Genomic DNA, 25400 nt, shown 5'->3' with positions numbered 1-25400 from the left:
AAAAAATATGAGTCTTTTGGCTAAAGCCTATGCGGCTGATGGTGGTGCAGCAGCAGCGTCTGTGACTGGTGGTATTGAACAGATCGCTATCGTCGGTATTTTTCTGCTGTTTTTCTATTTCTTTATTTTCCGCCCTCAATCAAAACGTGCGAAAGAACAGAAAAACCTGATGAACTCGTTGGGTAAAGGGGATGAAGTGTTAACTACTGGCGGCTTGGTCGGAAAAATTGCAAAGATCAGCGCTGATAGTGACTATGTCGTTCTGGCTCTGAACGATAACAACAACATCACAATCAAGAAAGATTTCATTACTGCAGTTCTGCCTAAAGGCACTATTCAGTCCCTGTAGTCTTCAATTCACTTTCCTGGGAGTTAAACCGTGTTAAACCGGTATCCTTTGTGGAAGTATCTGATGGTGGCCTTTGTGGTCATCATCGGTACACTCTATTCCGCGCCTAATATATATGGTGAAGATCCAGCGCTACAGGTTTCGGCAATTCGCGGCCATGACGTGAAAGCTGATACTATGGATTTGGTTAAAAAATCTCTGGATAACGCCAAAATTTCGATTAAAAGTGCAGTGCTGGAAAATAACCAGATCCTAGTTCGCTTTAAGAATACTGATGATCAACTTCATGCAAAAGAAGTGGTGAGTCAGGCTCTGGGCGACCAGTTTGTTACTGCATTGAATCTGGCTCCTTCTACACCGAAATGGATGAGTGACATCGGTGCTAGTCCGCTCAAGTTAGGGTTGGATTTACGTGGTGGTGTTCACTTCCTGATGGAAGTGGATATGGATGAAGCGATCAATAAAGCGCAGGAACAATTAGTCCAAGACTTCCGAACTTCATTACGCGAAGACAACATTCGCTATGCGGGTGTTCGCCGTGCCAGTGGGGACGTTCTTGTTACTTTCCGTGACAGCGATGCTCAGCAGAAAGGTTTGGCGCATTTGCGTAAAACGCATGCAGATTTAACATTTACTGACTACGAAGACAAAGGTCAGTATATGGTTAAAGCATCCATGTCTGATAAAAAACTGAAATCCATCAGTGAAGATGCGTTAGAGCAAAATATCACTATCATTCGTAACCGTGTGAACGAATTAGGGGTCGCAGAACCTTTAGTTCAGCGTCAGGGCACTGCTCGAATTGTGGTGGAATTACCAGGTATCCAAGATACTGCCCGCGCCAAAGAAATTTTGGGTGCCACGGCGACGTTAGAATTCCGTCTGGTGGATGAAAATGCTGACCCGATGGCGGCTGAAAATGGTCAGGTTCCGCCAAATTCTGAATTGTTTCACGATCGTAATGGTCGTCCTGTTGTTTTGCAAAAGCGCGTTATTCTGACGGGTGATCACATAACAGGTTCGTCCTCTGGTGCCGATGAGTACAGTCTACCACAGGTGAGTATCAAGCTGGATGGTGTGGGTGGTAACCGTATGTCTACGGCGACCAAAGACAGCATCGGTAAAGCAATGGCCTCTGTGCTGAGCGAATATAAACCTGTTGGTGAACCAGGGCCTGATGGCAAACGTCGAATTGAAAAACATTCGGAAGTTATCAACGTTGCGACCATTCAATCCCGTCTAGGAAGCGACTTCCGCATTACCGGAATCGATACCACGCAAGAAGCTCATAACCTGTCATTGCTGTTACGCTCTGGCGCGTTGACCGCGCCCATTCAAATTGTCGAAGAACGTACTATTGGCCCGAGCATGGGACAAGCGAACATCAATAGTGGTTTAGAAGCACTGGGCGTAGGCACACTTATACTGGTTATCTTCATGGCGGTGTACTACAAACTGTTTGGTGTGGTTGCCGATATCGCCCTGATGTTTAACGTCGTATTGCTGGTCGGTGTCATGTCTATGATTCCAGGCGCCACAATGACATTGCCTGGTATCGCCGGTATCGTTCTGACACTCGGTATGGCAGTGGATGCAAACGTGTTGATATACGAACGTATCCGTGAGGAATTGCGGGCTGGACGAGGTGTACAGCAGGCGATTCATCTTGGTTATGAACGCGCATTCGCGACCATTGCTGACTCGAATACGACAACATTTATCACGGCATTGATCCTGTTTGCGGTAGGTACTGGCGCTATCCGTGGTTTTGCGCTGGTGCTGATGATCGGTATTCTGTGTTCTATGTTTACCGCAATTACCGGCAGCCGGGCGATCGTGAACCTGTGCTGGGGCGGTCGTAAAATCAAAGATTTGTCGATTTAAAGGGAGATACCATGTTTCAGTTGTTAAAACCGGGTCACACCATTCCCTTTATGCGCGCAGCGTTACCAGCGACTATTTTTTCTCTGGTGTTGATTGTTATGTCTGCCATTACCATTGCCACAAAGGGATTTAACTGGGGGTTGGATTTTACTGGTGGGACAATCGCTGAACTCAAATTCAGCAAACCGACCGTACTGGATGATGTGCGCTCAGCCTTGGCTAAACAAGGTCTGGAAGGTGCCGTTGTTCAGTATTATGGTTCAACGAAAGACATTGTGATCCGCATTGCACCGAAGGGTGACCTTACGCAGCAGAAGATTTCTGATGATGTGCAGAAAGGTGCTCTTCAGCTTGATGGCAATGTCAGCATGACGCGTATTGAATACGTGGGGCCGACAGTAGGGGCAGAACTGGCTAGCCAGGGCTTTCTGGCAATTCTGTCGGCGCTGGGCTGTATCCTGATTTATGTCGCATTGCGTTTTGAATGGCGTATGGCAACCGGCGCCGTACTTTCTCTGGGTCACGATGTGCTGATCACGTTAGGTATTTTCTCGTGGACGCAGATGGAGTTTGATTTGACCGTGCTGGCTGCCGTATTAACTGTGGTGGGGTATTCGTTGAATGATACCATCGTGGTATTTGACCGGGTTCGAGAAAACGCACGTCGCATTCGTAATGACACCATGCGGCACATCATTGATATCTCGATGACTGAAACGCTGAGTCGTACGTTGATCACATCAGGCAGTACATTGGTGACAGTTATAGCCCTGTTCTGGAAGGGCGGCCCGATGATTCATGGGTTTTCGACGGCACTGTTAATAGGTATTGGCTTTGGTACTTATTCTTCCATTTATGTGGCGAGTGCATGGGCCATGTATCTGAAAATGAGCCGCGAAGATTTGATGCCTAAAATGGTGGAGAAAGAAACTACGGAAGAGCATTACGAACCGTAATCGTTTCTAATGTAAAGAGCGCTTAAGCGCTCTTTTTTTCTTGATAGGTACAGATATGCAACATAATCCTCGCTTTTTAGCATTAGTTAGTGAAACTCGGCAACGGATTAATGAGGTCGATATTCATCAGGTACAGCGTTGGATGGAGCAAAGCAAACCTTTTGTTTTGTTGGATGTCAGAGAAGAGAGCGAATGGAATAAAGGTCATTTGCCTTCAGCACAATATCTCGGTCGAGGCATATTGGAACGCGATATCGAAACCCGATTTCCAGAATTGGATACTCCGTTAGTACTTTATTGTGGAGGCGGATTCCGCTCTGTTTTGGCTGCCGATAATTTGCAGAAAATGGGATATCGTGATGTTATCAGCATGGATGGGGGTTTTCGTGCATGGCTAGAGGCTGGATACCCAGTGGAAGAGGAATTCTGAAAGTCAGTAGTTATCAATAAGATTGCATGACAAAGTAGCGTTACAGGCATAACATTAAAATATAAAGCCGAGCAGGTGTGGAGTCGTCGTTGGAATTATGGAATCGAATTGGACGCTTGAGTAGTGTCTTTATTGTATGTGCTTTGGCTGGATGCAGCAGTCGCAGTGATGTTTTGTCTGCAAATGCAAATATGCAACCTCCTCCTGTTGTTCTTGCCACACCCTTACAGGTGACTTATCAAAATGAATTGGCTTTAGCCCGGTTAGGGCAGTTATTGGCGACGAATAATCTGAATAGTGAACAACGTGCCGCGTTATTTTATGAACGAGGGCTGATGTTTGATAAGGTCGGATTACGGACGATGGCTCGTATCGACTTTGCCAGAGCATTACGAGAGAAACCTGATTTTGCTGAAGCATATAATTTTATTGGTGTTTATCTGACTCAGCAGCAAGACTTTGATAATGCATATGATGCTTTTGATTCTGCGATTGAACTGGCACCAGGATATGATTATGCCTATCTTAATCGCGGTATCGCTTTGTATTATGCTCATCGTCCAGAACTGGCTGTGAAAGATATGGAAGTATTTCAGCAGCGTAAAGTGGATGATCCCTATCGGACGTTATGGTTATTTCTAACCGAGGTGGAACTGGATCGTAATAAAGCGATGCAGATGCTGATCAAACAATATGATAAAAATCATACCGATGAGTGGGGCTGGAATATTGTTAAAGTATATGCTGGGAAGCAGAGTGCAGCTGATTTCATTCGTAGAATACCGGAAAGTACAAGTAGCAATCGTCAGTTAGCTGAACACCTGTGTGAGGCTTATTTTTATCTGGCTAAATTATCTCAACTGCAAGGTAACAACAGTGCTGCGGAGGCGTATTTTAAATTATCGCTCTCCAACAATGTTTTCGACTTTATAGAACATCGCTATGCCTTGTTGGAATTGCAATTGGCTAATCAGGCACCGAATAGCTATCCGGCCGATGTTGATTTTGAAGCTGAATGAGACTGGTTAGACTATGAAGAAAGGCATCCATCGGATGCCTTTCTAAAATGGTTATTTTAGATTTAAACTTAACCATGAGAGCAGCTTATCTTGATTTTTAATGGCATTAAGCCATAGATCCGCAGCCTTTTCTTGTCCCATTTTGTTTAGATGACAATTATCAAAACGAAATGAACTATCTAAAATGTTCGTATTGGCACCTTCATAAAGACCTCTGTCGTGGAAGATGCCTAACATTCTTTGCGCATTCTCAATGTTTTTATCATATATATTAAAACATTGAGAATGTATAGCAACCAGAATAGGGGCATTGAAACCAAGAGATCGAATCAGCTTTGTAATATCCATAAACTTATTTATATAATTATCACCAGAGGTGCCTATATCCGATGAACCTTGATGCCATAGAAAAAGACTTACTGGGATTTTTAACCTGTTTATAAACTCAAGATTATTTTTCAAATGCTGAGATAAATTTCCTCCGGATTTCCATCTGTCTATAGAGCTACCACCTACTCCTATTGATATTAAAAGAACATTTTTTGACAGTCCATTTTCAATTATTTTTCTACCCAGCGGCATCCACATACTCCCATTGATACCATCTGCAATGGGCAGTGGATCTTGCGCAACGACACACTCCCCATTTTTAATGGTGAATATATGGTTATTCGATGGGTACTTGAATTCATTAAAATTAGATGCAATCGATTGACCAAAAGAAAATATCACAACCGCCTTATTTAGTGGTTTACCATTACACAATATAGGTACATCAACCATGGAGTGTAGAGTTTTAGTTTCACCGCTAGACAAAACATCATTATTGGAACTATCACAGCCACAAATTAATAACGATAGCACTAATAAAAGTTTAACACCCGATGACATATCTGCTTTTCCCTTTCAGAATCATTTTTGCAATGTGAACCATCAATATACTTATTGTGAAAACAAAAAAACCTGTTGGTATGAATGTGATACTATTAGTAGATGACACACCTGTCATTAACTTCCATGCTTTGAAAAGGAGAATGATTAAAATTTCGTGAATAAAAAAAACACCAAAACTATAATCTGCTATTAATTTTATTAACCAATGACTCTTGGTGTATTTTTTTTGTGAGATACTGTAAAGAATGAGGCATAATATTGTTTTTTGAATTGTCATCCAGTCTATAACTATTTCTTTGTATATAACTTGCAATTCAAAGTAAGATGTCAGGTTGATTTTTTCAAGTGACCTGTAAGATCCTATTATGGATAGAAAAAATAAAAGAAAAAGAGTTAGTGTTGTCTTGTTTGATGTAAATGTTATTTTTGAGTTTTCTTTGGCTAGAAAGCAGCCAAGTAAATAAATCCCAAAAAAATGAATAAAAGATAAGGTCGGGTTGTAATTTTCCCATGGGCGCAAAGTTACAAAGCTTATTGCTAAGCTTATTAAGACAAATAACAAGCAATGCCTCGAGTTTGTTATCCATTTTATGATGGGTGCTGCGATAAAAAAAAGAGTAATCATTGGTATATACCATAGAGGCACAAGCACCCAACCATTAAAAACATAGCTTAATAATATGGTTGTTGTTGGGTTTGCGTGCCTTAAAAATAAAGGGATGTTATCGGGATTTATCTGCCATCTTAAAAAAAGACAACAAGTGAATATGATAATATAGGGGGATATTACGTATTTTATTTTTTTTAAAATATAATCTTTGTATTTTAGATTCTTATTTAATAGGTTAAATAGATATCCGGAGATAAAGACAAAAACGACTGTTCCGTTCTGGAATAAAACAAAAAATAATCGCTGTAGCGAAAAGGTGTTATTATCCACTTGAGTGAAAAAATTTTGCATAGGAATGTGTGTGAAAACAACAAGCAGTATTGCTACTGCTCGCATGAATTCAATGTTGTACTTGTATTCTTTCATCATCTTTTCTTTATTAATTATCCGTTAGTAAATTCATCCCGGCAATATTTAACCAATATCCATTTGAGTGGTTTGTTGGTAATTTTTCCGGATTTGAATCTTTTGACTTTTTCTGAAATATATCTAGCCAGTCAAGTGTATTGGGCTCAGGGCTGAGACGTACTACATCGACTAACTCCTCCATTTCAGATAATTGGTTGATTAGATTATAGCAATGACCAGATTGCGTTTGAATACCATTCAGCGTGAAGACTTGCTCACCTTCCTGACTTTCAGCGGCTAATCCTTGCGGATATTGTAGACACGCCAACTGACAATCGTCTTTTGCCCTGTTTAAGGCTCGGGCAGTAAAACAACGTGCTGAATAGGCCAATGGCAGGTGGCCGTACGCAAATACTTCAACCTCAAATTTTTCGCGTAATCCGCGCTCCGTACATTCCTGCAATAACTCTGAGAGCCAATCGCGCGAAAGTTCGACAGGCATCACCCAACGCTGCATGCCTTTCGCAACCAGTAGCTCAATTACATCCGTGTTATAACAATTGATGGCAGGACCACAGACAAAGGGCACGTTCTGCTCATAAGCTAATTGAACAGCGCCGAGATCATTGGCTTCAATCATACAACTGCCGTTATTGATCCAGCGCTGCATTTCCTTTAGCTCTGATGGGCTTTGAATCAAGGCAAGCGTTGAGAGAATGACGCGTTTTCCTTTATTTTGCAGTTCACGGGCAAGATCGAGCCAGTCGGTTAATTTCATTTCCCGGCGTTTACTACAGACCGTTTCGCCGAGGTAAATATCTGTCGCGGAACTTTGGCTTGCCTGCTGATAAAAATTTTCAACGTCCGTTTTTGTCCAGTAATACAGTAAGGGACCAAGGGAGAAATTCATGTTCATTCCTTATTGCCACTGCCGATGATAGGCACCCAATGTTGTCTGGCTACCTTCAGAAACCGCAGCAAGCTGTTTATCCCATTCGCTGCTGACCTGATATTGAGCCGGATTTTTCTGATACGCATCAATGGCTGCGCGCCAGACTTTCGTCACTTGCTCAACATAGGCAGGGCTTCGCTGGCGGCCTTCGATTTTTACTGAAGTCACACCGGTTTCAAACAACTCGGGAAGCAGTGATAACGTATTCAGACTCGTGGGCTCTTCCAGCGTATGGTAGGTATGGCCTTCCACTTCATACCGTCCCTTGCAAAGGGTGGGGTAACCTGCATTTTCACCTTGCTGATAGCGGTCAATCAGAACACCGTTTAAGCGTGATTCGAGTCCTTTGGCTGTTTCTTCCCAACGCACATATTTTGCTGGTGAACAGGCACCAACAGTATTTGGGCTTTCTCCCGTCAGATACGATGAAAGGTAGCAACGGCCTTCAGCCATGATACAGAGGCTACCGAAAGCAAATACTTCCAAGGGAACATCGGTCTCTCGGGAAAGCTGGCGAACCTGATGCATGGATAATACACGAGGCAAAACAACCCGCTGAATGTTGAAATTCTCTTTATAAAAGCGGACGGCGGCACTATTGGTGGCTGATGCCTGCACCGACAGGTGAATTTCCTGATCTGGGTAGTGTTGGTGCGTATAATTGAGCACAGCAATATCCGCGATGATCAATGCATCAGCACCAAGATCCACTGCACGGTCTACCGCCAATTGCCAGCGTTGGGCGCTGCCGGGATGTGCGAAGGTATTGATGGCAATATGCAGCTTTCGCTGATGCTGGTGGACATAATCGACAGCGCGTTGCAGTTTCTTATCATCAAAATTCAGCCCGGCAAAATGACGGGCATTGGTATCATCTTTAAAACCGATGTAAACCGCATCTGCGCCATTATCGATGGCTGTCTTGAGGGCTGGCAGATTTCCCGCCGGACACAATAGCTCCATGACTTTACTCTTATTATGTGAATAGCATTATTGTAAACATTCAGACGGGATGACTTTTTGACTTAACCCCAGATCCTTATGCACTCTGTCTTAATTCCGACAATTTGCTTTAAGTTTGATATGGGGCAGGATGTTGGGATCTGGGCTGTGATTAGATCCGGTGCATTGATTAAAGGAGCATTTATGTTGCTGAAAAATTTACACCACAAGCTGGTTCTGCAAGCACCGCAGTTTTTACGATTACCGGTTTCATTTATCCCATTTTCAATTAAAAAGGCAGCTTTGGTTTTTATTCTGCAACGAATATTCAAAGAAGCCCTCAGTGACGGAGATTTTGATTTTCTGGAATCGCGATTTCTGAAGGTTTCAGTCGATGATTTGCAACTGAGCTGCTTTATTTCGTTACAACAAGGAAAATTGTTAGTTCAGGAACACAGCGATGTCTGTGATGTCAGCTTTGCGGCTGGATTGAATGATTTGATCCTGATTGCAGGGCGGAAAGAAGATCCGGACAGTCTTTTTTTCCAGCGTCGCTTGCGCATTGAAGGGGATACTGAGTTAGGTCTGGAAGTGAAAAATCTGATTGATAGTCTGGATCTGGACGAATTACCCAAGATTATTCGTCTGGCGTTGAATGATCTGGCGTTGTTTGTTCAAAAAGGCATTGAAACACCAGAAATAACCCGAGAATGCGCTGCAACCAGCTGATTGTGATAGCATGCGGGCTGATAACGCATAACAGGTAGTCATGATGCTGGAAAATATACGCATTATTCTGGTGAATACGTCTCATACCGGCAATATTGGTTCTGCCGCCAGAGCAATGAAAACCATGGGATTGTCACAACTGGTATTGGTTGATCCTGTGCAAGCCCCTGATGGCAAATCGACGGCGCTGGCTGCGGGTGCCGTTGATATTCTGGCAAATTTACGAATTGTTCCAACACTGGCCGATGCCATAGCCGATTGCGCATTAGTGATTGGTACCAGTGCCCGATCCCGGACATTGAGCTGGCCGATGCTGGATCCGCGCCAGGCTGGGCAAAAATTAACAGCGGGTGCAGTTTCAGGTACGGTGGCGCTGGTTTTTGGTCGGGAGCGAACCGGACTGACGAACGAAGAACTTCAGCAATGTCACTATCACGTCAATATTCCGGCTAATCCTGAATACAGTTCGCTCAATGTCGCTATGGCAGTACAAACACTGTGTTATGAAATCCGGATGTCTTGGCTGGCGCAACAGGAGACGGTGGAATTGCCTGCTGACGACGATGCAAATGAATATCCGCCTCAAGCCTCTATGGAGCTGTTCTATACCCATCTTGAAGAGACACTGCGTCAAACACAGTTTTTACACTCGGATCACCCTGGGCATGTCATGATGCGCCTGCGCCGGATGTTTACTCGATTACGGCCTGACAATAATGAGTTAAATATTTTGCGTGGGATTTTAACGTCAGTGCAGAAAACATCGCGGAATAGTTGAGTCTTTTAGTAGGAATAATACTTGACTGAAAAAGTAGGTTATGACAGCATGAGCCTATCATAAACAGACAGGTATGCAAGCCATGAGACTGACTTCAAAAGGACGCTATGCGGTAACAGCAATGCTGGATGTTGCCTTACATGCTGAGCTGGGGCCGGTTCCTCTGGCGGATATTTCAGAACGGCAGGGGATTTCTCTTTCCTATCTGGAACAGCTTTTCGCGCGTTTGCGTAAGCAAGGTCTGGTTTCCAGCGTACGTGGACCCGGTGGCGGTTATCGCCTGGGTGACGATGCCGATAAGATTGCTGTCGGAAAAATTATTGCGGCCGTGAACGAATCGGTCGATGCTACCCGCTGTCATGGCGAAAGTGGTTGTCAGGGCGGGGTTCAATGCCTGACTCATTCACTTTGGCGTGACCTGAGCGCACGTATCAGCGATTTCCTGAATGAAATTACACTGGGCGAACTGGTGCGTCAGGCTGAAGTGAAGAGTGTGGCAGAACAGCAGAACAAACATCAGAATGCTGCTCAGTCATCGCGTAAAATGATGAATGCAGATTCAATTATCGAAAGTTTAATGGAGTAAATAATGAAACTCCCGATTTATCTTGATTATTCAGCAACTTGTCCCGTCGATCCGCGTGTTGCTGAAAAAATGATGCAATGTTTAACCATCGATGGCAATTTTGGCAATCCGGCATCGCGTTCGCACCGTTTCGGCTGGCAGGCTGAAGAGGCGGTAGATGAAGCGCGTAATCATGTTGCTGATTTGATTGGCGCCGATCCGCGTGAGATCGTATTTACCTCTGGTGCGACTGAATCCAATAATCTGGCTATCAAAGGCGCTGCTCATTTCTATCAGAAACAGGGTAAGCACATCATTACCAGCAAAACCGAGCATAAAGCTGTGCTGGATACGTGCCGTCATCTGGAGTCTGAAGGCTACGAAGTGACCTATCTCGAGCCGCAGTCTGATGGGTTGTTTACATTACAGCAAATCGAAACAGCAATGCGCCCCGATACCATTCTGGTCAGCATCATGCATGTAAACAATGAAATTGGTGTGATTCAGGATCTGGCCGCGATTGGCGAGTTATGCCGCGCCCGTAAAATTCTGTTCCATGTCGATGCAGCGCAAAGTGCAGGCAAAGTGGCTATCGATGTCGATGCCATGAAAATCGACCTGCTGTCATTGTCTGCGCACAAAGTCTATGGTCCGAAAGGGATCGGTGCCTTGTACGTCCGTCGTAAACCGCGTGTACGTCTGGAAGCTCAAATGCATGGCGGTGGTCATGAACGTGGCATGCGTTCCGGTACGTTGCCAACACATCAGATCGTCGGGATGGGTGAAGCTTTCCGTATCGCTAAAATTGAAATGGCTGAAGAAGCCGTGCGTGTCAAAGCCTTACGTGATCGTCTGTACAATGGCCTGAAAGACATTGAACAGGTTTTTGTTAACGGTTCGATGACGCATCGTGTGGATGGCAATCTGAATATCAGTTTTGCTTATGTCGAAGGTGAGTCACTGATGATGGCGCTGAAAGATTTAGCGGTTTCTTCCGGTTCAGCCTGTACGTCAGCAAGTCTTGAACCTTCCTACGTGCTGCGAGCATTGGGTTTGAATGACGAACTGGCACACAGTTCTATCCGTTTCAGTGTCGGTCGTTTCACGACGGAAGAAGAAATTGATTACGCAATTGGTCTGATCCGTAATTCCATTGGGAAACTGCGTGATCTGTCGCCATTGTGGGATATGTTTAAAGAAGGGATTGACCTCAGCAAGGTCGAGTGGGTTAGTCACTGATAGTTAGGGGAACATATTATGGCTTACAGTGAAAAGGTTATTGATCATTACGAACACCCGCGCAACGTTGGTTCCTTCGATAAGGATGATCCAAGTGTTGCAACAGGTATGGTCGGTGCACCAGCTTGTGGTGACGTGATGAAACTGCAATTGAAAGTGAATGAAGACGGCGTGATTGAAGATGCCAAATTCAAAACATATGGTTGTGGTTCAGCGATTGCGTCCAGTTCCCTAGTGACCGAATGGGTAAAAGGAAAGACACTGGATGAAGCGGCTGCCATTAAAAATACGGATATTGCTGAAGAGTTAGCATTGCCACCGGTGAAAATTCACTGTTCTATATTGGCTGAAGATGCTATCAAGGCGGCTATTGCTGACTATAAGCATAAAAAAGGTTTGAATTAAGTTTAGTAAGGTAGGGACGTATGGCTATTACATTATCGGATTCAGCAGCAGAACGCGTGAAACGCTTTCTCACCAATCGTGGTAAAGGTGTGGGATTACGGCTGGGCGTGAAAACTTCTGGTTGCTCCGGTATGGCCTATGTCCTTGAGTTTGTTGATGAAATAAGCGAAGAAGATCAAGTCTTTGATGATAAGGGCGTGAAGGTCATTATTGACGCGAAGAGCCTGGCTTATCTGGATGGCACCGAGCTGGATTTTGTCAAAGAAGGTTTAAACGAAGGTTTTAAGTTTAATAACCCGAATGTAAAAGACGCCTGTGGATGCGGTGAAAGTTTCACCGTTTAATTATCCGCTAACGGCGTAATGCGAATTCGACTCGCTTACGACACTGTTACATGATAAAAGGCGCATTTAAGCGCCTTTTTCATTTATGTCCCCAGAGGGAATAGCTTGTGAATTATTTTGAGTTATTTCAGATCCCTGTTTCGCTGACGGTTGATACGGCTGAGTTGTCTGTCCGCTACCGGGACCTGCAACGACAATTTCATCCAGACAACGTGGCCGCTCAGTCTGATGCCATCAAACTGGCATCTATGCAGAAAACGGTAGAAATCAACAATGCCTATAACACGCTGAAAAATCCTCTGGCATGCGCTGAATATCTGCTGATGTTGCAAGGGATCGATCTGCGCAGTGAGCAACATACAGTAAAAGATACGGCCTTTCTGATGGAACAACTGGAGTGGCGTGAAGAGCTGGATGATCTGCAGAATAAACCGGATGAATCAGCCATCAGTCAGTTTCAGTCGCGAGTGAAACAACATTATCAGCGTTATTTTCAGTCACTGGAACGGCAGCTTGCCGATGCTCAGTTCAATGAGGCGGCTGATACGCTACGCAAGCTAAAATTTATCCAGAAGATGAAGGATGAACTGGATAAACTGGAAGAGTCGCTCTTTGATTTATAATGAACAAGGTATGTTTGATACATACCGATGAGGTCTAGAGATACGTTATGGCGTTATTGCATATTGCGGAACCCGGGCTTAGTGCAGCCCCGCATCAACAGAAGTGGGCGGTAGGTATCGATCTGGGAACCACGAACTCCCTGGTAGCTGTTGTTCGTAGTGGTGCTGCTGAAACACTGCGTGATACGCAGGGAGGAGATATTCTGCCTTCGGTCGTGCGCTATCTGCCGGAAGGGCTGCAAGTGGGCGTTGAGGCTAAACAGGCGGCTGCAGAAGATCCGCTGAATACCATTCAATCAGTCAAACGTTTTATGGGTAAAGCGCTGGCCGATGTCACCCAGGCCAACCTGCCATATCAATTCACCGGCGCCGATAAAGGCCTGGTGCATATCACCACCTGTCAGGGGGATGTGAATCCGGTGCAGGTGTCTGCTGAGATCCTGAAATCGCTGGCCCAACGAGCCACGGATGCCTTGGGTTCTGAAGTGGATGGCGTCGTTATCACCGTTCCTGCCTATTTTAATGATGCACAACGTCAGGCAACCAAAGATGCAGCCCGCTTGGCGGGAATGCATGTTCTGCGTCTGCTGAACGAACCAACTGCCGCCGCCGTTGCCTATGGTTTAGACTCCGGTCAGGAAGGGGTTATCGCGGTTTATGACCTGGGCGGCGGTACGTTTGATATTTCTATCCTGCGGTTACATCAGGGTGTCTTTGAGGTCATGGCCACCGGTGGTGACTCGGCGCTGGGGGGCGATGATTTTGATCATTTGCTGGCAGACTGGATCGCGGCACAAGCCAATCTGGTGGCTCCGTTTACGCCACAGGTGCAACGCCAGTTACTCGATCTGGCCTGTGATATCAAGCAACAGCTCAGTTCACAGGATGCCGTCAGCGTCTCCTATGCCGGCTGGTCAGGAAACATTTCACGTTCAGTATTTGAAGAGCTGATCACCCCGTTGGTGAAACGGACGCTGATGTCTTGTCGTCGAGCGATTAAAGATGCTGGTGTCGATACAGAAGAAGTCTTGCAAGTGGTCATGGTGGGTGGTTCGACCCGTGTGCCGCTGGTTCGTCAAATGGTTGGCGATTTCTTTGGCCGTACGCCGCTGACGAGTATCGATCCGGATAAGGTAGTGGCTATCGGCGCTGCGATCCAGGCGGATATTCTGGTCGGCAACAAACCAGAATCTGAGATGCTGCTGCTGGATGTGATCCCGCTTTCGCTGGGATTGGAAACTATGGGTGGATTGGTCGAGAAAATCATTCCGCGCAATACGACGATCCCGGCTGCGCGAGCACAAGATTTTACGACCTTTAAAGATGGTCAGACGGCCATGATGATCCATGTGCTACAAGGTGAACGTGAGCTGGTCAGTGATTGTCGTTCTCTGGCTCGGTTTGTTCTGAAAGGTATTCCACCGATGGCGGCGGGGGCTGCGCATATTCGGGTTACCTTCCAGGTCGATGCCGATGGGTTGTTATCCGTCAGTGCGATGGAAAAGAGTACTGGCGTACAGTCGGCCATCGAAGTGAAACCTTCCTACGGATTACAAGAAGAAGACATGCTGCGCATGTTGCGTGAATCGGTAGAGTTTGCGGAAAAAGACATTCAGGCGCGCATGCTGGCAGAACAAAAAGTCGAAGCGGATCGGGTGTTGGAAAGCTTACGCCAGGCATTAAGCAAAGATGGCGAAGCATTACTGTCGCTGGAAGAAAGACAAGTCATTGATGCAGCCATATTGAATTTACTCACTGTGCAGCAGGGAGAGAACGCCGACACCATCAAGGCAGCGATCCAGGCACTTGATGAGGCAACCAGTGAATTTGCAGCCAGACGTATGGATGCTTCTATCCGTCTGGCTTTGCAGGGACATAAGATTGACGAGGTGAATTGATGCCAAAAATCGTATTTTTACCCCATGAAAAACTGTGTCCAGATGGCATGGTTGTCGATGCAGCAGAAGGCGAAAGCATCCTTGATGTTGCACTGGCGAATGGGATTAACATCGAGCATGCTTGTGAGAAATCCTGCGCATGCACGACTTGCCATTGCATCGTACGTGAAGGGTTCGACTCGCTGGAACCAAGTGATGAGCTGGAAGATGACATGCTGGATAAAGCCTGGGGGCTTGAACCTGAATCGCGTCTGAGTTGTCAGGCACGAGTGGCTGATGAAGATTTGACGATCGAAATTCCGAAGTACACGATCAATCTGGCTTCAGAACAACACTAATTTTGTTAGATGAAAATGGAGCAACAGAGCCACCTGAAGTGGTAACCTGTTGCTCCATTTGTATTTTCAGAATATCGGGAAAAATCATGACAACATCCATGGCTGTGATTCTGGTAGAGACACCTGCTGATGCCTGCTGGGGTGAAAACGCGCTGATCAGTTTTAATCAGGGCTCTGCATTCATTCATCTCACTGGCGCATCCTCTGAGTGGTTGCGTCTCATTCAGCGTGCTGCGCGTCGACTGGACGGACAAGGCATTAAGCAACTCTCTTTGATCGGTGATGAATGGGATCTGGAACGACGTTATGCATTTTGTCAGGGTTTTTATAATCCCAAAGGCGGTCAACAGATAGATTTTGGTGATATAGCGGCGGACGAACAGCAACAGCTGGACGTACTACTGGAAACGACCCGCTGGATCCGAGAAATTACCAATGCGACACCAGAGGTGCTCTATCCCACGGCATTAGCAACCGAGGCTGCCAAATTTGTAGCGAAACAGGCACCGGATCGGGTGAATTATCACATTCTTTCCGGCGAAGCGTTAAAAGAGCTGGGCTATACCGGCATTTATAATGTGGGTCGCGGTAGTGCTCATGAACCCGCTTTTCTGAAACTGGATTTCAACCCCACCGGGGATCTCGATGCCCCAGTCACTGCATGTCTGGTCGGCAAAGGCATTACCTTTGACTCCGGTGGCTATAGCCTGAAAGAATCTGACATGATGTTGCCGATGAAATCCGATATGGGCGGTGCGGCCATGCTGGCAGGCGCCTTGGCGCTGGCTATCCGGCAGGGCTTGAATCATCGTGTTCAACTGATGCTTTGCTGTGCGGAAAATCTGGTCAGTGGTAATGCGTTTAAGCTTGGCGATATATTGACGTATCGTAACGGCGTCAGTGTTGAAATATTGAATACGGATGCGGAAGGGCGTCTGGTATTAGCGGATGGCTTGTTGGATGCCAGTGCAACGGGGGCACCCTATATTCTCGATGCCGCTACCCTGACTGGGGCTGCAAAGGTAGCGTTGGGGCGTGACTACCATGCCGTGTTTAGCTTACAAGACGAACAGTTATCTGATGTGGTGGCGTGTGCCAAAGCTGAAAATGAAAAAGCCTGGCCATTACCATTAGAACCTTGGCATACCGCACAATTAACTTCTTCGTATGCGGATATGGGTAACGTCTCTTCGGCAGAAGGCACTGCCGGGGCAACGACAGCCGCTGCGTTTCTGTCAAAATTTGTACGTGAAGATATCAAAGGCTGGGTGCATATGGATTTGTCCGCATCGTTTCAGAAAAATGCGAATGATCTATGGGCTCCGGGTGGGAAAGGGCATGGCGTGAGAACGATTGCCCGCTGGTTACGTTCACTGCGTTGATCTGCTGTGGCGTCGTAATTATCAGTATTGCGGCGCCACGGATGTCTAATATTCATTCAAATCACTACAAATGTTCTAAAATCCAATCAACTTCTCATTAACACAATTTTTTCAATTGCAGCACAACTCGTTTCGTCATACCGTATGACATGAATAGAAATATGTATGATGATACAAGGACATAGCATGACAATCGAACGCACTTTCTCAATCATCAAGCCTGATGCAGTGGCAAAAAATATTATTGGTGAAATCTATCACCGTTTTGAGTGCGCAGGCTTGCATATCATTGCTGCGAAAATGCTGCATTTGTCCCAGGAACAAGCGGCCGGATTCTATGCTGAACATAAAGGAAAACCGTTTTACGATAATCTGATGAAATTTATGACTTCAGGCCCGATTGTCGTACAAGTGCTGGAAGGGCAGGATGCGATCCGTCGTCATCGTGAATTGCTGGGAAGCACTGATCCGGAGAAAGCGCAGGCAGGCACTATCCGTGCAGATCATGCAATATCGGTAACACAAAATGCAGTTCACGGCTCTGATTCTCCAGAATCAGCCGCTCGGGAAATTGAATTTTTCTTCACTGAAAACGAAATCTGCCCTCGAACTCGCTAAGATCTGTTCTTCACTAAGGTTGATTTTTTGACTGAGGGTCAGAAAATTGACTTTATTTCTGCATCTCGTGGAATCGCCTGATATAATTCGCGTTATATCAGGTGGTTGAGGATGCAGTAATGGAGCAAATGGAAAATCTGCTTCTGATTGATGCTAATGAAGAACGTCGTCAGCAGTTAGAGACGGTGTTGTCGTTTATGGGCATTCAGTGGCAGAGTGGGGCTGAAGAAGATTGCTTGGCTTATTTGTCCGCCGCAGAAGGTATCTCTGCCGTGGTGGTCGGTGAGCTGAAAAAGATGTCTTTGGCCGAGATTTCTGCTCAATATCCAGCCATTCCTTTTATTAGCTGTGAACCATCAGAACTGAGCAATAGTAACCTCATCGGGTGTTTATCTTTACCCTATTCTTATGAATCGCTGACTCAGCATTTGCATTTTTGTCAGTCGTTTCGTTCACTCCATCCGACCTTGCAATCCAGTCGTCAGACTCCGGCGCTGTTGAAACTGCTGATTGGTAAAGGCAGTGCTATTCAAAGTGTACGCAAACTGATTGAACAGGTGGCCAGTAAAGATGCCAATGTTCTGATTTTAGGTGAATCTGGAACCGGCAAAGAGGTGGTTGCTCGGGCTATTCATGAAATGTCAGCGCGAGCCAGCGGCCCGTTTGTACCGGTAAACTGTGGCGCGATCCCTGGCGAATTGCTGGAAAGTGAGCTGTTTGGTCATGAAAAAGGGGCTTTCACAGGAGCTATCTCATCACGGCGTGGCCGCTTTGAATTAGCTGAAGGCGGTACCTTGTTCCTCGATGAAATTGGCGATATGCCAATGCCGATGCAGGTCAAATTACTGCGTGTGTTGCAAGAGCGGGTCTATGAACGCGTGGGCGGAACAAAACCGATTGAAGCCAACGTTCGTATCATTGCTGCCACGCATCGCAATCTTGATAGCATGATCAGCGAAAATAAATTCCGTGAAGATCTGTATTACCGTTTGAACGTTTTTCCTATTGAAACGCCGCCGTTACGTGAGCGTACAGATGATATTCCGTTACTGTTGCAGGAAATGGTCAACCGCCATCAGGTTCAGCATCATGCGTTTGTCCGGTTTACCCAGCGCGCCATGGAATCGTTGATGCAGCATAACTGGCCGGGCAATGTGCGGGAATTATCGAATCTGGTGGAGCGTCTGCTCATTCTGTATCCCAACCGGATTGTGGATGTTCACGATTTGCCTGCGAAATACCGGTATGGCGATTGGAGTGAATCGGCTCCGCTGGATGAAATGGCAACGGAATGGGCCGAGCGGGAAGCTCTGACGTCTGTTTTCATCGACACACCAGAAGAGTCAGCCGCATTAACGGCCGAACCGTTTGCATCGGTATTGCCTGAGGAAGGAGTCAATTTGAAAGAGATGATCTCCGAACTGGAGATGGATCTTATTCGTCAGGCGTTGGAAATGCAGGATGGCGTGGTAGCCAGAGCTGCTGAGCTGTTGGGTATGCGCCGGACAACGTTGGTCGAAAAGATGAAGAAATATGGTATGACAGTCAAAGATATTTGATTGTTCGAAAATGTTTTCTTTCAAAAGCCTACTATTCTTAAGCTGAATAACTAAAAAAAACAACCATACGTTTGCAACAAGCACCTTTAATGTTGGGGTGAATAATAATGAAAATAGTACATAAACTTATTTTGCTGATTTTTATTGGCTTTTTCGGCTGCGGTTTAATCAGTTGGGCAGGATTTTCCAGTGTCTCATCGGTCAATGCAGGGATGCGCGAGGTCATGGATAATACGTTGCCCAGTTTCAACAAGCTGAATGAAGCGAATATCCGTTTTCTTGAGGCTAGAATACTTATCCGGTCGCATGTTGTGGAAACTACGCCAGAAAAGAAGCAAGTTATTGAACAGCAGTTTTTAGATAAGCTCGGGCAAATGAAAAAAGCTTTTCAGGCGTATGAACCGTTAATCTCCGATGAAAATGACAGACAATTGTTTTATAAAGCCAAAACAGCGGCTGAGTCATATGAAAAACAATCAGCAACTGTGCTGAATTATTCTCAGCAAAATCAGACAGAAAATGCAGTCAAAGAACTGGCTAGATTGGCGGATATAGCTAATGAGGTTTCGACTGCCATTGCAGATGATCTTAAATACAACGAAAAGTTAGCCCAGGATACTGACAGACAAAATCAGCAAACCTATAGCAATGCCAAATGGGTGCTGATGATATCAACCGTTGCGATAACCGGTTTCCTGGCGTTGGTCGGCTGGTTTATTTATCGTCAGATCAGCGGCGGTTTGCGCACCGCGCAGACAACCATTTCCCGTATTGAAGATAGTCTGGATTTTACTCTGCGAGCTGAGGTCAGTGGTAGTGACGAGATCAGTGTAATGTTGCGGGCGTTTAACCAGTTGATCAGTCATATGCAGAGTAACCTGCGTGAGTTACTTAAAGGGGCTGAACAGGTTTCTGTCAGCGCCACACAGCTACAGCAATCCGCAATTCGGGTATCGGAAGGTTCCGGTTCTCAGAATTCGTCAACATCACATATGGCTGCTTCTGTAGAGGAGATGACCGTCAGTATTAACCATGTAGCGGATCAGGCCAGAACCACCAGTGAGCAATCCAATGAAGTGGGAAGTAAAGCAGTTGCCGGGCAGAACGTCATCGCGCATACGGTGGATAATATCCATGCAATTGCCGAAGCCGTAAATAAAGCAGCAGAAGATATTAAGCAACTGGAAGAGAAAGGCCGTGAAATTGAATCGGTGATCAATATCATTCGTGCTGTTGCAGATCAAACCAACCTGCTGGCGTTAAATGCAGCTATTGAAGCGGCTCGTGCCGGTGAACAGGGGCGTGGATTTGCGGTTGTGGCGGATGAAGTACGCAGTCTGGCAGCAAGAACAGCGACATCGACCAAAGAGATTGGCGATATTATTACTTCGATTCAGAATGTATCCGCCTCTGCAGTCAAACGCATGCAGGAAGCCACCGCCAAAGTAGAACAAGGGGTTGAAGGTGCCGGCCAGGCGAATATTACAATGGAAGAGATTTGTCGTGTAGCGTCTGAAAGCGTGTCGTTAGTTGCCGATATTTCTCATGCTATTCGTGAACAAGGGGCGGCAACCAACTCCATCGCGCAGCAGGTAGAAAATGTGGCACAAATGGTGGACGAAAATACACAGGTCGCAAATGAAACTGCTGATTTGGCTAATACGCTGACTAAAATATCAGACGAAATGAAACAGGTTGTCTCGGCATACCGTTTGTAGTCAGCAGGGCGTGGTGCAGAAATATATGAAGGCAGCGGCGGCTGCCTTTTTATTATCAAAAATTTTTTCATAAAATATCGCTGTGTATATTAACTGGCACAATTTTTGTCTTATCTGGGTATTAGTCAAGATAGTGACGGGAAAATGACAGATGAGCCAGATAGCAAAATTCACCAAACCTTCTTCATCCTCTGATGACTCATTGTTGTTGGCTGAGATTTTTGATCATATTCCTTCCGGATTAATTTTAGTGGATAGCGCAGGGAAGATATTTCGCGCTAATCCGGCTGCACATGCCTTGCTGGGACAACAGCTGGTCGGTAATGCCTGGTTATCCGTTATTCAGCGTTCATTCTGTATTAAAGATGATGATGGGCATGAAGTTTCATTGCGCGATGGACGGCGCGTACAGGTGTCGACATTGCCACTTCAACAACAGCCAGGACAAATGGTGCAAATTACAGACCTGACGGAAACACGTCGTTTACAAGAACAGGTCAGCCACATGCAGCGATTATCAGCGCTGGGTAAAATGGCGGCATCGCTGGCTCATCAGATCCGAACACCGTTGTCGGCAGCCATGTTATACGGTGCTAATCTGGCTAATCGGACGCTGAGTGTAGAATCCCGTCATCAATTTCAACAAAAGTTGATGGCGCGGTTGAAAGAGCTGGAACGCCAAGTGAGTGACGTGCTGCTTTTTGCACGCAATGGCGAGCAACAAAAAGTAGAATTGATTGAATTACAATCATTATTGACTCAATTGCAGCAACGGGCCGATGCGGCCATGAGTAATGGTGCGGCGACTCTGACAATTAATATTCCGGAACAACCCATCACCTTGCTGGCAAATCAGGAGGCCCTGATTAGCGCGCTGATGAATCTGTGTGAAAACGCCTTACAAGCGGGGGCTAACCAATTATTGCTCACGGTTGAGCCTGAATCAGAACAGGTGATGCTCCGCATTGTCGATAATGGGAAAGGTATTCCTGCTGATCAGATATCTCGGATTTTTGAACCGTTTTATACCACGCGTAGCCGTGGAACCGGTTTGGGGCTGGCGGTTGTTCAAGCGGTGGTGCATGCCCATCAGGGTTCAATACAAGTTTCTTCGCTGCTGGGTGAAGGCAGTTGTTTTAGCATCCGGTTGCCTTATCAACATGTGCAGCTCCGACAGGTTAACGAGGGGGCGGCATGAGCAGAAGAACACTTCTGGTAGTCGAAGACGATCCGGGATTACAAGAAGCGATCGTCGACACCTTGCAGTTATCCGATTATCACTGCCTGACAGCCAATTGTGGCGAAGCTGCGCTGGTGGTGTTACAGCGTCAAAAAGTCGATATGATCATTTCTGACGTGCAAATGCCGGGCATGGACGGATTAAGTCTGTTGCAGAATGTGCAGTCGTTGTATCCACAGATCCCGATGTTATTGATGACCGCCTTTGGCAATATTGAAGGCGCAGTCCGGGCCATGCGGGATGGGGCTGTTGATTATCTGGTTAAACCTTTTGCGCCAGAAGTCTTACTTAATCAGGTCAGCCGTTATGTCCCTGCGCAAATCGTAGAGCGACGGATCCCGATATATGGCGATCCTAAGACAGCAGAACTCCTGCAACTGGCTGTGAAAGTGGCGCGTTCAGATGCCTCGGTCATGATCAGTGGGCCTAGTGGTGCCGGGAAAGAGGTGCTGGCCCGTTATATTCATGACCAGTCTGCTCGCGCGGAGCAGCCTTTTGTCGCAATTAACTGTGCGGCAATTCCCGAAAATATGCTGGAAGCGACCCTATTTGGTTATGAAAAAGGGGCTTTTACCGGTGCGGTGCAAGGGTGTCCGGGTAAATTTGAACAGGCACAAGGCGGAACGTTGTTGCTGGATGAGATCACGGAAATGGATCCAGCACTGCAGGCTAAATTATTGCGTGTATTGCAAGAGCGGGAAGTAGAGCGATTAGGTAGCCGGAAAACCATCAGCCTGGATGTCAGAGTGATCGCGACAACCAATCGGGATCTGCGCAAAGCCGTTACTGAGCATCAGTTCCGTGAAGATTTGTTTTATCGACTGAATGTATTTCCATTGCGTTGGCTGCCGTTGTGCTCTCGTGTCGGGGATATTCTGCCGTTGGCGGAGCATTTACTTCGTCGGCATGCTCTTGAACAAAAACTGGCGGTGCCTGAATTAACCACGGCTGCGAGTCATAAGCTTCTGTCATATTCCTGGCCTGGTAATGTTCGTGAACTGGAAAATGTCATGCAGCGGGCGTTGATTCTGGCGAAAGATCAGCAAATTACAGCGGATGAGATCTTGTTTGATACCGAGGCTGTCTATGCGATTGATGATGATCTGGGTTGGGACGATGAACCGGATGATGCATTCAATGATCGGGTTCCTGGCATTGAAAAGCTGGGGAATGAATTACGCCAGCAAGAACACCAAATTATCCTTGATACGCTGATTGCATGTGAGGGTAGCAGAAAAGCAGTAGCTGAGCGTCTGGGTATCAGCCCACGGACATTACGCTATAAGCTGGCCCGTATGCGCGATGTGGGTATCGACGTTCCAGACTGATCCATCTTTGTCAGCCACCATTAGGTGGCTGATATCATTAAATTTCCTCGTTTATCATTTATTTACACTTTGGCACTGTAATTGCTTTTATCTGGTTATAACGCAGTAGAGTCAATTATTTGTCGAAGTGAGGAACAGTGATGGACGTGCAAGCAACATCCCTGATGAAACAACTGGAAGCATTGCGCTTTGAAGCTTCAGGGGCTTCTGCCAAACCTGTCAGTGAAGGAAATGCAACTCAAGACTTCAGTCAATTGCTGTCGCAGGCCCTGAATAATGTCAATGATCTACAAGGACAAAGTGATCAGCTTAAAACTCGCTTTGATTCAGGGGATCGCAGTGTCAATTTATCTGATGTCATGATTGCTGGTCAGAAAGCATCTATCGCCTTTGAAGCGACAGTACAAGTTCGCAATAAAGTCGTCGATGCCTATAAAACCATCATGAATATGCCAGTGTAACAGGGGGTAGATCGTGGCCGAAGCAGCAAGTGAAAAACGTACCGATCTGATGGTGAACAGTGATCCTTTGGATAAAGCATTGGATTCTCAAGCACCCAAATCTTCCTCGTTCAAATTTCTTTCAAATCTTGATTTGCTGCGTCAGGTTACCTTGATTCTGGGGCTGTTGATTTGTATCGCGATCGCCGTGTTTATCTTTATGTGGGGCAACGAGCCGGATATGCGACCTGTTGGTCACTATAGTACGGCAGATATGATCAAGACGCTCGACTACATGGATCAACAAAAAATCCCTTATAAAGTCCAGGATAATACGATTCTGGTCAGAGCCACTGATTACAGTACTATCCGTCTGCAATTGCAGCGTCAGGGGTTTGCTCCTTCTGCGGATGAAAACAGTGGCGATGCGTTGCTGATGAAGGATCCAGGCTTCGGGGTCAGTCAGCGCATGGAAAGTGAGCGTTTAAAATTAAGTCGTGAACAACAATTGGCCCGGGCGATTGAACAATTTCAAGGTATCGATAAGGCCACGGTATTGCTGGCAATTCCGAAAGATAACGTATTTGCCCGTAATGATCGTCAACCCAGTGCCACCGTGGTTTTGGTATTAAAAAGTGCTGCTTTAAAACAGGAAGCGGTGGATTCGATTGTGGATACTGTTGCCTCAGCGGTACATGGGCTGGAACCATCTCGCGTGACAGTAACTGATCAAAATGGACGTTTACTGAACTCAGGTTCTCAAGATCTACTGAGTGCGCGCAGTCGAAAAGAATTTGAAATGCAGCAAAAGCAGGAAGCGGAATATAAACAAAAAATTGACGATATTCTGAGTCCAGTTTTAGGGTTAGATAATTATACCGCCGAAGTAGATGCTACCCTGGATTTTTCTCAGGAAGAACAGACGCGTCGTATGTATAATCCTGATCTTCCAGCCGTGCGTTCTGAAGTCACGATGGAAGAAAACAATGTTGGAAATGGTGCCACTGGGGTTCCGGGAGCACTCAGTAATCAACCGCCAGCGAATGCGCAGATTCCTGAAAGCACGTCTCAAGGCTCCAGCAGTGCAACTAGCGGTCGGAGTCGGAAAGAAGCGACCCGCAATTATGAATTAGATACTACCATTAGCCATGTGCAGCGCCAGACAGGATCTCTGCGTCGTCTGACGGTCTCCGTTGCGGTGGATTATAAAGCGCAGACCGGCGCAGATGGCAAAGTCACTCGTCAAGCGCGCACTCAGGCGGAATTGGATACGATTCGTCGTCTGTTGCAAGGTGGTTTAGGTTTTGATGTGAGCCGTGGTGATCAAATTGAAGTGGTCAGTATTCCTTTCCATCGCCCAGATGTTGCGTCAATACCAGATACAAAACTTTGGGAAAAAGATTGGTTCTGGCCTGCAGTTCGGATTGGCGCATCGATTATCCTGATCCTAATCTTGTTAGTAACTGTGGTGCGTCCGGTCATGAAGAAACTGATGAATGCAGAACCACAGGAAGACAGTCTGAATGTGGATCTGGATTCGAGAATGGCACTGGAAGGAAATGACGAATTAAGCTTGTTGGCTTCGCAGGCCGACAGCGAAGAACCTGTATTCGGTATGCGAAATGGCCAGTTAGTGTTGCCTGATTTACATCGTGATGAAGACTTGTTGCGTGCAGTTCGAGCGTTGGTTTCTAATGAACCTGATTTGGCTGCGCAAGTCATCAAAGAATGGGTTAGTACGAAGGATTAATT

Annotated in this window: 26 protein-coding genes; 22 read left to right on the top strand and 4 right to left on the bottom strand. The window is 46.1% G+C overall.

Annotated features, from left to right (window positions below; translation table 11 throughout):
* The first annotated feature begins 7 nt into the window (after nt 1-7).
* The 5 genes from yajC to nlpI all read left to right on the top strand — a co-directional run bounded on the left by yajC (nt 8) and on the right by nlpI (nt 4638).
* Nucleotides 8-349: a preprotein translocase subunit YajC gene (gene yajC, locus H027_RS0102205; protein ID WP_024870904.1), complete on the top strand. Its 342-nt coding sequence runs from the start codon at nt 8-10 to the stop codon at nt 347-349.
* Nucleotides 350-379: 30 nt separating this feature from the next.
* Nucleotides 380-2233 carry a protein translocase subunit SecD gene (secD, locus tag H027_RS0102200; protein ID WP_024870903.1) on the top strand — a complete coding sequence of 618 codons (1854 nt, stop codon included), beginning with the start codon at nt 380-382 and terminating at the stop codon, nt 2231-2233.
* 11 nt (nt 2234-2244) lie between these two features.
* The gene (gene secF / locus H027_RS0102195; RefSeq protein ID WP_024870902.1) at nt 2245-3189 is read left to right on the top strand and encodes a protein translocase subunit SecF; all 945 of its coding nucleotides are present in this window, start codon (nt 2245-2247) and stop codon (nt 3187-3189) included.
* Between the two features lie 55 nt (nt 3190-3244).
* Entirely contained in the window at nt 3245-3619 is a 375-nt protein-coding gene (locus tag H027_RS0102190; RefSeq protein WP_024870901.1) for a rhodanese-like domain-containing protein, read from the top strand.
* 89 nt (nt 3620-3708) lie between these two features.
* Nucleotides 3709-4638, top strand: a complete 930-nt coding sequence (gene nlpI, locus H027_RS0102185) for a lipoprotein NlpI (protein WP_024870900.1) — start codon at nt 3709-3711, stop codon at nt 4636-4638.
* Between the two features lie 51 nt (nt 4639-4689).
* Here nlpI and H027_RS0102180 read toward each other — a convergent pair whose 3' ends face one another.
* From H027_RS0102180 to ubiU, 4 genes are read right to left on the bottom strand one after another with little or no spacing between them, the layout of a single operon-like run.
* The gene (locus H027_RS0102180; RefSeq protein WP_024870899.1) at nt 4690-5529 is read right to left on the bottom strand and encodes a sialate O-acetylesterase; all 840 of its coding nucleotides are present in this window, start codon (nt 5527-5529) and stop codon (nt 4690-4692) included.
* Complete coding sequence (locus tag H027_RS0102175; RefSeq protein ID WP_024870898.1) at nt 5513-6568, bottom strand: acyltransferase family protein; 1056 nt, start codon at nt 6566-6568, stop codon at nt 5513-5515. The genes H027_RS0102180 and H027_RS0102175 overlap by 17 nt, the downstream gene beginning before the upstream one ends.
* A 13-nt stretch (nt 6569-6581) precedes the next feature.
* Nucleotides 6582-7460 carry a U32 family peptidase gene (locus H027_RS0102170; RefSeq protein WP_024870897.1) on the bottom strand — a complete coding sequence of 293 codons (879 nt, stop codon included), beginning with the start codon at nt 7458-7460 and terminating at the stop codon, nt 6582-6584.
* A 9-nt stretch (nt 7461-7469) separates the two neighbouring features.
* Nucleotides 7470-8465 carry a ubiquinone anaerobic biosynthesis protein UbiU gene (gene ubiU, locus H027_RS0102165; protein WP_024870896.1) on the bottom strand — a complete coding sequence of 332 codons (996 nt, stop codon included), beginning with the start codon at nt 8463-8465 and terminating at the stop codon, nt 7470-7472.
* A 186-nt stretch (nt 8466-8651) separates the two neighbouring features.
* On the opposite strand from ubiU, the gene ubiT reads away from it, so the two are divergent.
* From ubiT to fliF, 17 genes are all read left to right on the top strand, one after another.
* On the top strand, nt 8652-9173 hold the full coding sequence (gene ubiT, locus H027_RS0102160) for a ubiquinone anaerobic biosynthesis accessory factor UbiT (protein WP_024870895.1): 522 nt from the start codon (nt 8652-8654) through the stop codon (nt 9171-9173).
* Nucleotides 9174-9216: 43 nt separating this feature from the next.
* Nucleotides 9217-9951 carry a tRNA (cytosine(32)/uridine(32)-2'-O)-methyltransferase TrmJ gene (trmJ, locus tag H027_RS0102155; RefSeq protein WP_024870894.1) on the top strand — a complete coding sequence of 245 codons (735 nt, stop codon included), beginning with the start codon at nt 9217-9219 and terminating at the stop codon, nt 9949-9951.
* A gap of 82 nt (nt 9952-10033) precedes the next feature.
* A complete protein-coding gene (gene iscR, locus H027_RS0102150; RefSeq protein ID WP_024870893.1) occupies nt 10034-10537 on the top strand; it encodes a Fe-S cluster assembly transcriptional regulator IscR in 504 nt (167 codons plus the stop codon).
* 3 nt (nt 10538-10540) lie between these two features.
* Nucleotides 10541-11755 (top strand): IscS subfamily cysteine desulfurase, encoded by a 1215-nt coding sequence (locus H027_RS0102145; protein WP_024870892.1) that lies wholly within the window; start codon nt 10541-10543, stop codon nt 11753-11755.
* Between the two features lie 18 nt (nt 11756-11773).
* Complete coding sequence (gene iscU / locus H027_RS0102140; RefSeq protein ID WP_024870891.1) at nt 11774-12160, top strand: Fe-S cluster assembly scaffold IscU; 387 nt, start codon at nt 11774-11776, stop codon at nt 12158-12160.
* Nucleotides 12161-12180: 20 nt separating this feature from the next.
* Entirely contained in the window at nt 12181-12504 is a 324-nt protein-coding gene (gene iscA / locus H027_RS0102135) for an iron-sulfur cluster assembly protein IscA (protein WP_024870890.1), read from the top strand.
* A gap of 107 nt (nt 12505-12611) precedes the next feature.
* The gene (gene hscB / locus H027_RS0102130; RefSeq protein WP_024870889.1) at nt 12612-13127 is read left to right on the top strand and encodes a co-chaperone HscB; all 516 of its coding nucleotides are present in this window, start codon (nt 12612-12614) and stop codon (nt 13125-13127) included.
* 47 nt (nt 13128-13174) lie between these two features.
* Complete coding sequence (gene hscA, locus H027_RS0102125) at nt 13175-15025, top strand: Fe-S protein assembly chaperone HscA (RefSeq protein ID WP_024870888.1); 1851 nt, start codon at nt 13175-13177, stop codon at nt 15023-15025.
* A complete protein-coding gene (gene fdx, locus H027_RS0102120; RefSeq protein WP_024870887.1) occupies nt 15025-15363 on the top strand; it encodes an ISC system 2Fe-2S type ferredoxin in 339 nt (112 codons plus the stop codon). The genes hscA and fdx overlap by 1 nt, the downstream gene beginning before the upstream one ends.
* A gap of 86 nt (nt 15364-15449) precedes the next feature.
* Nucleotides 15450-16745 carry an aminopeptidase PepB gene (gene pepB / locus H027_RS0102115; protein ID WP_024870886.1) on the top strand — a complete coding sequence of 432 codons (1296 nt, stop codon included), beginning with the start codon at nt 15450-15452 and terminating at the stop codon, nt 16743-16745.
* A 186-nt stretch (nt 16746-16931) separates the two neighbouring features.
* Complete coding sequence (gene ndk / locus H027_RS0102110) at nt 16932-17363, top strand: nucleoside-diphosphate kinase (RefSeq protein WP_024870885.1); 432 nt, start codon at nt 16932-16934, stop codon at nt 17361-17363.
* Between the two features lie 119 nt (nt 17364-17482).
* Entirely contained in the window at nt 17483-18922 is a 1440-nt protein-coding gene (locus H027_RS0102105) for a sigma-54 dependent transcriptional regulator (protein ID WP_024870884.1), read from the top strand.
* Between the two features lie 107 nt (nt 18923-19029).
* A complete protein-coding gene (locus H027_RS0102100; protein WP_024870883.1) occupies nt 19030-20640 on the top strand; it encodes a methyl-accepting chemotaxis protein in 1611 nt (536 codons plus the stop codon).
* A 151-nt stretch (nt 20641-20791) separates the two neighbouring features.
* Entirely contained in the window at nt 20792-21838 is a 1047-nt protein-coding gene (locus tag H027_RS0102095) for a sensor histidine kinase (RefSeq protein ID WP_024870882.1), read from the top strand.
* The gene (locus tag H027_RS0102090) at nt 21835-23208 is read left to right on the top strand and encodes a sigma-54-dependent transcriptional regulator (protein ID WP_024870881.1); all 1374 of its coding nucleotides are present in this window, start codon (nt 21835-21837) and stop codon (nt 23206-23208) included. The genes H027_RS0102095 and H027_RS0102090 overlap by 4 nt, the downstream gene beginning before the upstream one ends.
* Nucleotides 23209-23348: 140 nt before the next feature.
* On the top strand, nt 23349-23669 hold the full coding sequence (fliE, locus tag H027_RS0102085) for a flagellar hook-basal body complex protein FliE (protein WP_024870880.1): 321 nt from the start codon (nt 23349-23351) through the stop codon (nt 23667-23669).
* A 49-nt stretch (nt 23670-23718) separates the two neighbouring features.
* Complete coding sequence (gene fliF, locus H027_RS0102080; RefSeq protein WP_081741535.1) at nt 23719-25398, top strand: flagellar basal-body MS-ring/collar protein FliF; 1680 nt, start codon at nt 23719-23721, stop codon at nt 25396-25398.
* The last annotated feature ends 2 nt before the right edge of the window (nt 25399-25400 follow it).

Source organism: Tolumonas lignilytica (assembly GCF_000527035.1).
Taxonomy (GTDB): domain Bacteria; phylum Pseudomonadota; class Gammaproteobacteria; order Enterobacterales; family Aeromonadaceae; genus Tolumonas; species Tolumonas lignilytica.
This window is presented reverse-complemented; position numbering and strand designations above follow the sequence as displayed.

Bases quoted from the DNA above. Each gene is read 5' to 3' on its own strand.
- H027_RS0102190 (WP_024870901.1), top strand. From the start codon at position 3,245: ATGCAACATAATCCTCGCTTTTTAGCATTAGTTAGTGAAACTCGGCAA.
- pepB (WP_024870886.1), top strand. From the start codon at position 15,450: ATGACAACATCCATGGCTGTGATTCTGGTAGAGACACCTGCTGATGCC.
- yajC (WP_024870904.1), top strand. From the start codon at position 8: ATGAGTCTTTTGGCTAAAGCCTATGCGGCTGATGGTGGTGCAGCAGCA.
- hscA (WP_024870888.1), top strand. From the start codon at position 13,175: ATGGCGTTATTGCATATTGCGGAACCCGGGCTTAGTGCAGCCCCGCAT.
- trmJ (WP_024870894.1), top strand. From the start codon at position 9,217: ATGCTGGAAAATATACGCATTATTCTGGTGAATACGTCTCATACCGGC.
- iscU (WP_024870891.1), top strand. From the start codon at position 11,774: ATGGCTTACAGTGAAAAGGTTATTGATCATTACGAACACCCGCGCAAC.
- fdx (WP_024870887.1), top strand. From the start codon at position 15,025: ATGCCAAAAATCGTATTTTTACCCCATGAAAAACTGTGTCCAGATGGC.
- H027_RS0102095 (WP_024870882.1), top strand. From the start codon at position 20,792: ATGAGCCAGATAGCAAAATTCACCAAACCTTCTTCATCCTCTGATGAC.
- iscR (WP_024870893.1), top strand. From the start codon at position 10,034: ATGAGACTGACTTCAAAAGGACGCTATGCGGTAACAGCAATGCTGGAT.
- ubiU (WP_024870896.1), bottom strand. From the start codon at position 8,465: ATGGAGCTATTGTGTCCGGCGGGAAATCTGCCAGCCCTCAAGACAGCC.
- fliE (WP_024870880.1), top strand. From the start codon at position 23,349: ATGGACGTGCAAGCAACATCCCTGATGAAACAACTGGAAGCATTGCGC.
- ndk (WP_024870885.1), top strand. From the start codon at position 16,932: ATGACAATCGAACGCACTTTCTCAATCATCAAGCCTGATGCAGTGGCA.
- H027_RS0102105 (WP_024870884.1), top strand. From the start codon at position 17,483: ATGGAGCAAATGGAAAATCTGCTTCTGATTGATGCTAATGAAGAACGT.
- fliF (WP_081741535.1), top strand. From the start codon at position 23,719: ATGGTGAACAGTGATCCTTTGGATAAAGCATTGGATTCTCAAGCACCC.
- iscA (WP_024870890.1), top strand. From the start codon at position 12,181: ATGGCTATTACATTATCGGATTCAGCAGCAGAACGCGTGAAACGCTTT.
- H027_RS0102090 (WP_024870881.1), top strand. From the start codon at position 21,835: ATGAGCAGAAGAACACTTCTGGTAGTCGAAGACGATCCGGGATTACAA.
- H027_RS0102100 (WP_024870883.1), top strand. From the start codon at position 19,030: ATGAAAATAGTACATAAACTTATTTTGCTGATTTTTATTGGCTTTTTC.
- H027_RS0102180 (WP_024870899.1), bottom strand. From the start codon at position 5,529: ATGTCATCGGGTGTTAAACTTTTATTAGTGCTATCGTTATTAATTTGT.
- H027_RS0102175 (WP_024870898.1), bottom strand. From the start codon at position 6,568: ATGAAAGAATACAAGTACAACATTGAATTCATGCGAGCAGTAGCAATA.
- secF (WP_024870902.1), top strand. From the start codon at position 2,245: ATGTTTCAGTTGTTAAAACCGGGTCACACCATTCCCTTTATGCGCGCA.
- H027_RS0102170 (WP_024870897.1), bottom strand. From the start codon at position 7,460: ATGAATTTCTCCCTTGGTCCCTTACTGTATTACTGGACAAAAACGGAC.
- H027_RS0102145 (WP_024870892.1), top strand. From the start codon at position 10,541: ATGAAACTCCCGATTTATCTTGATTATTCAGCAACTTGTCCCGTCGAT.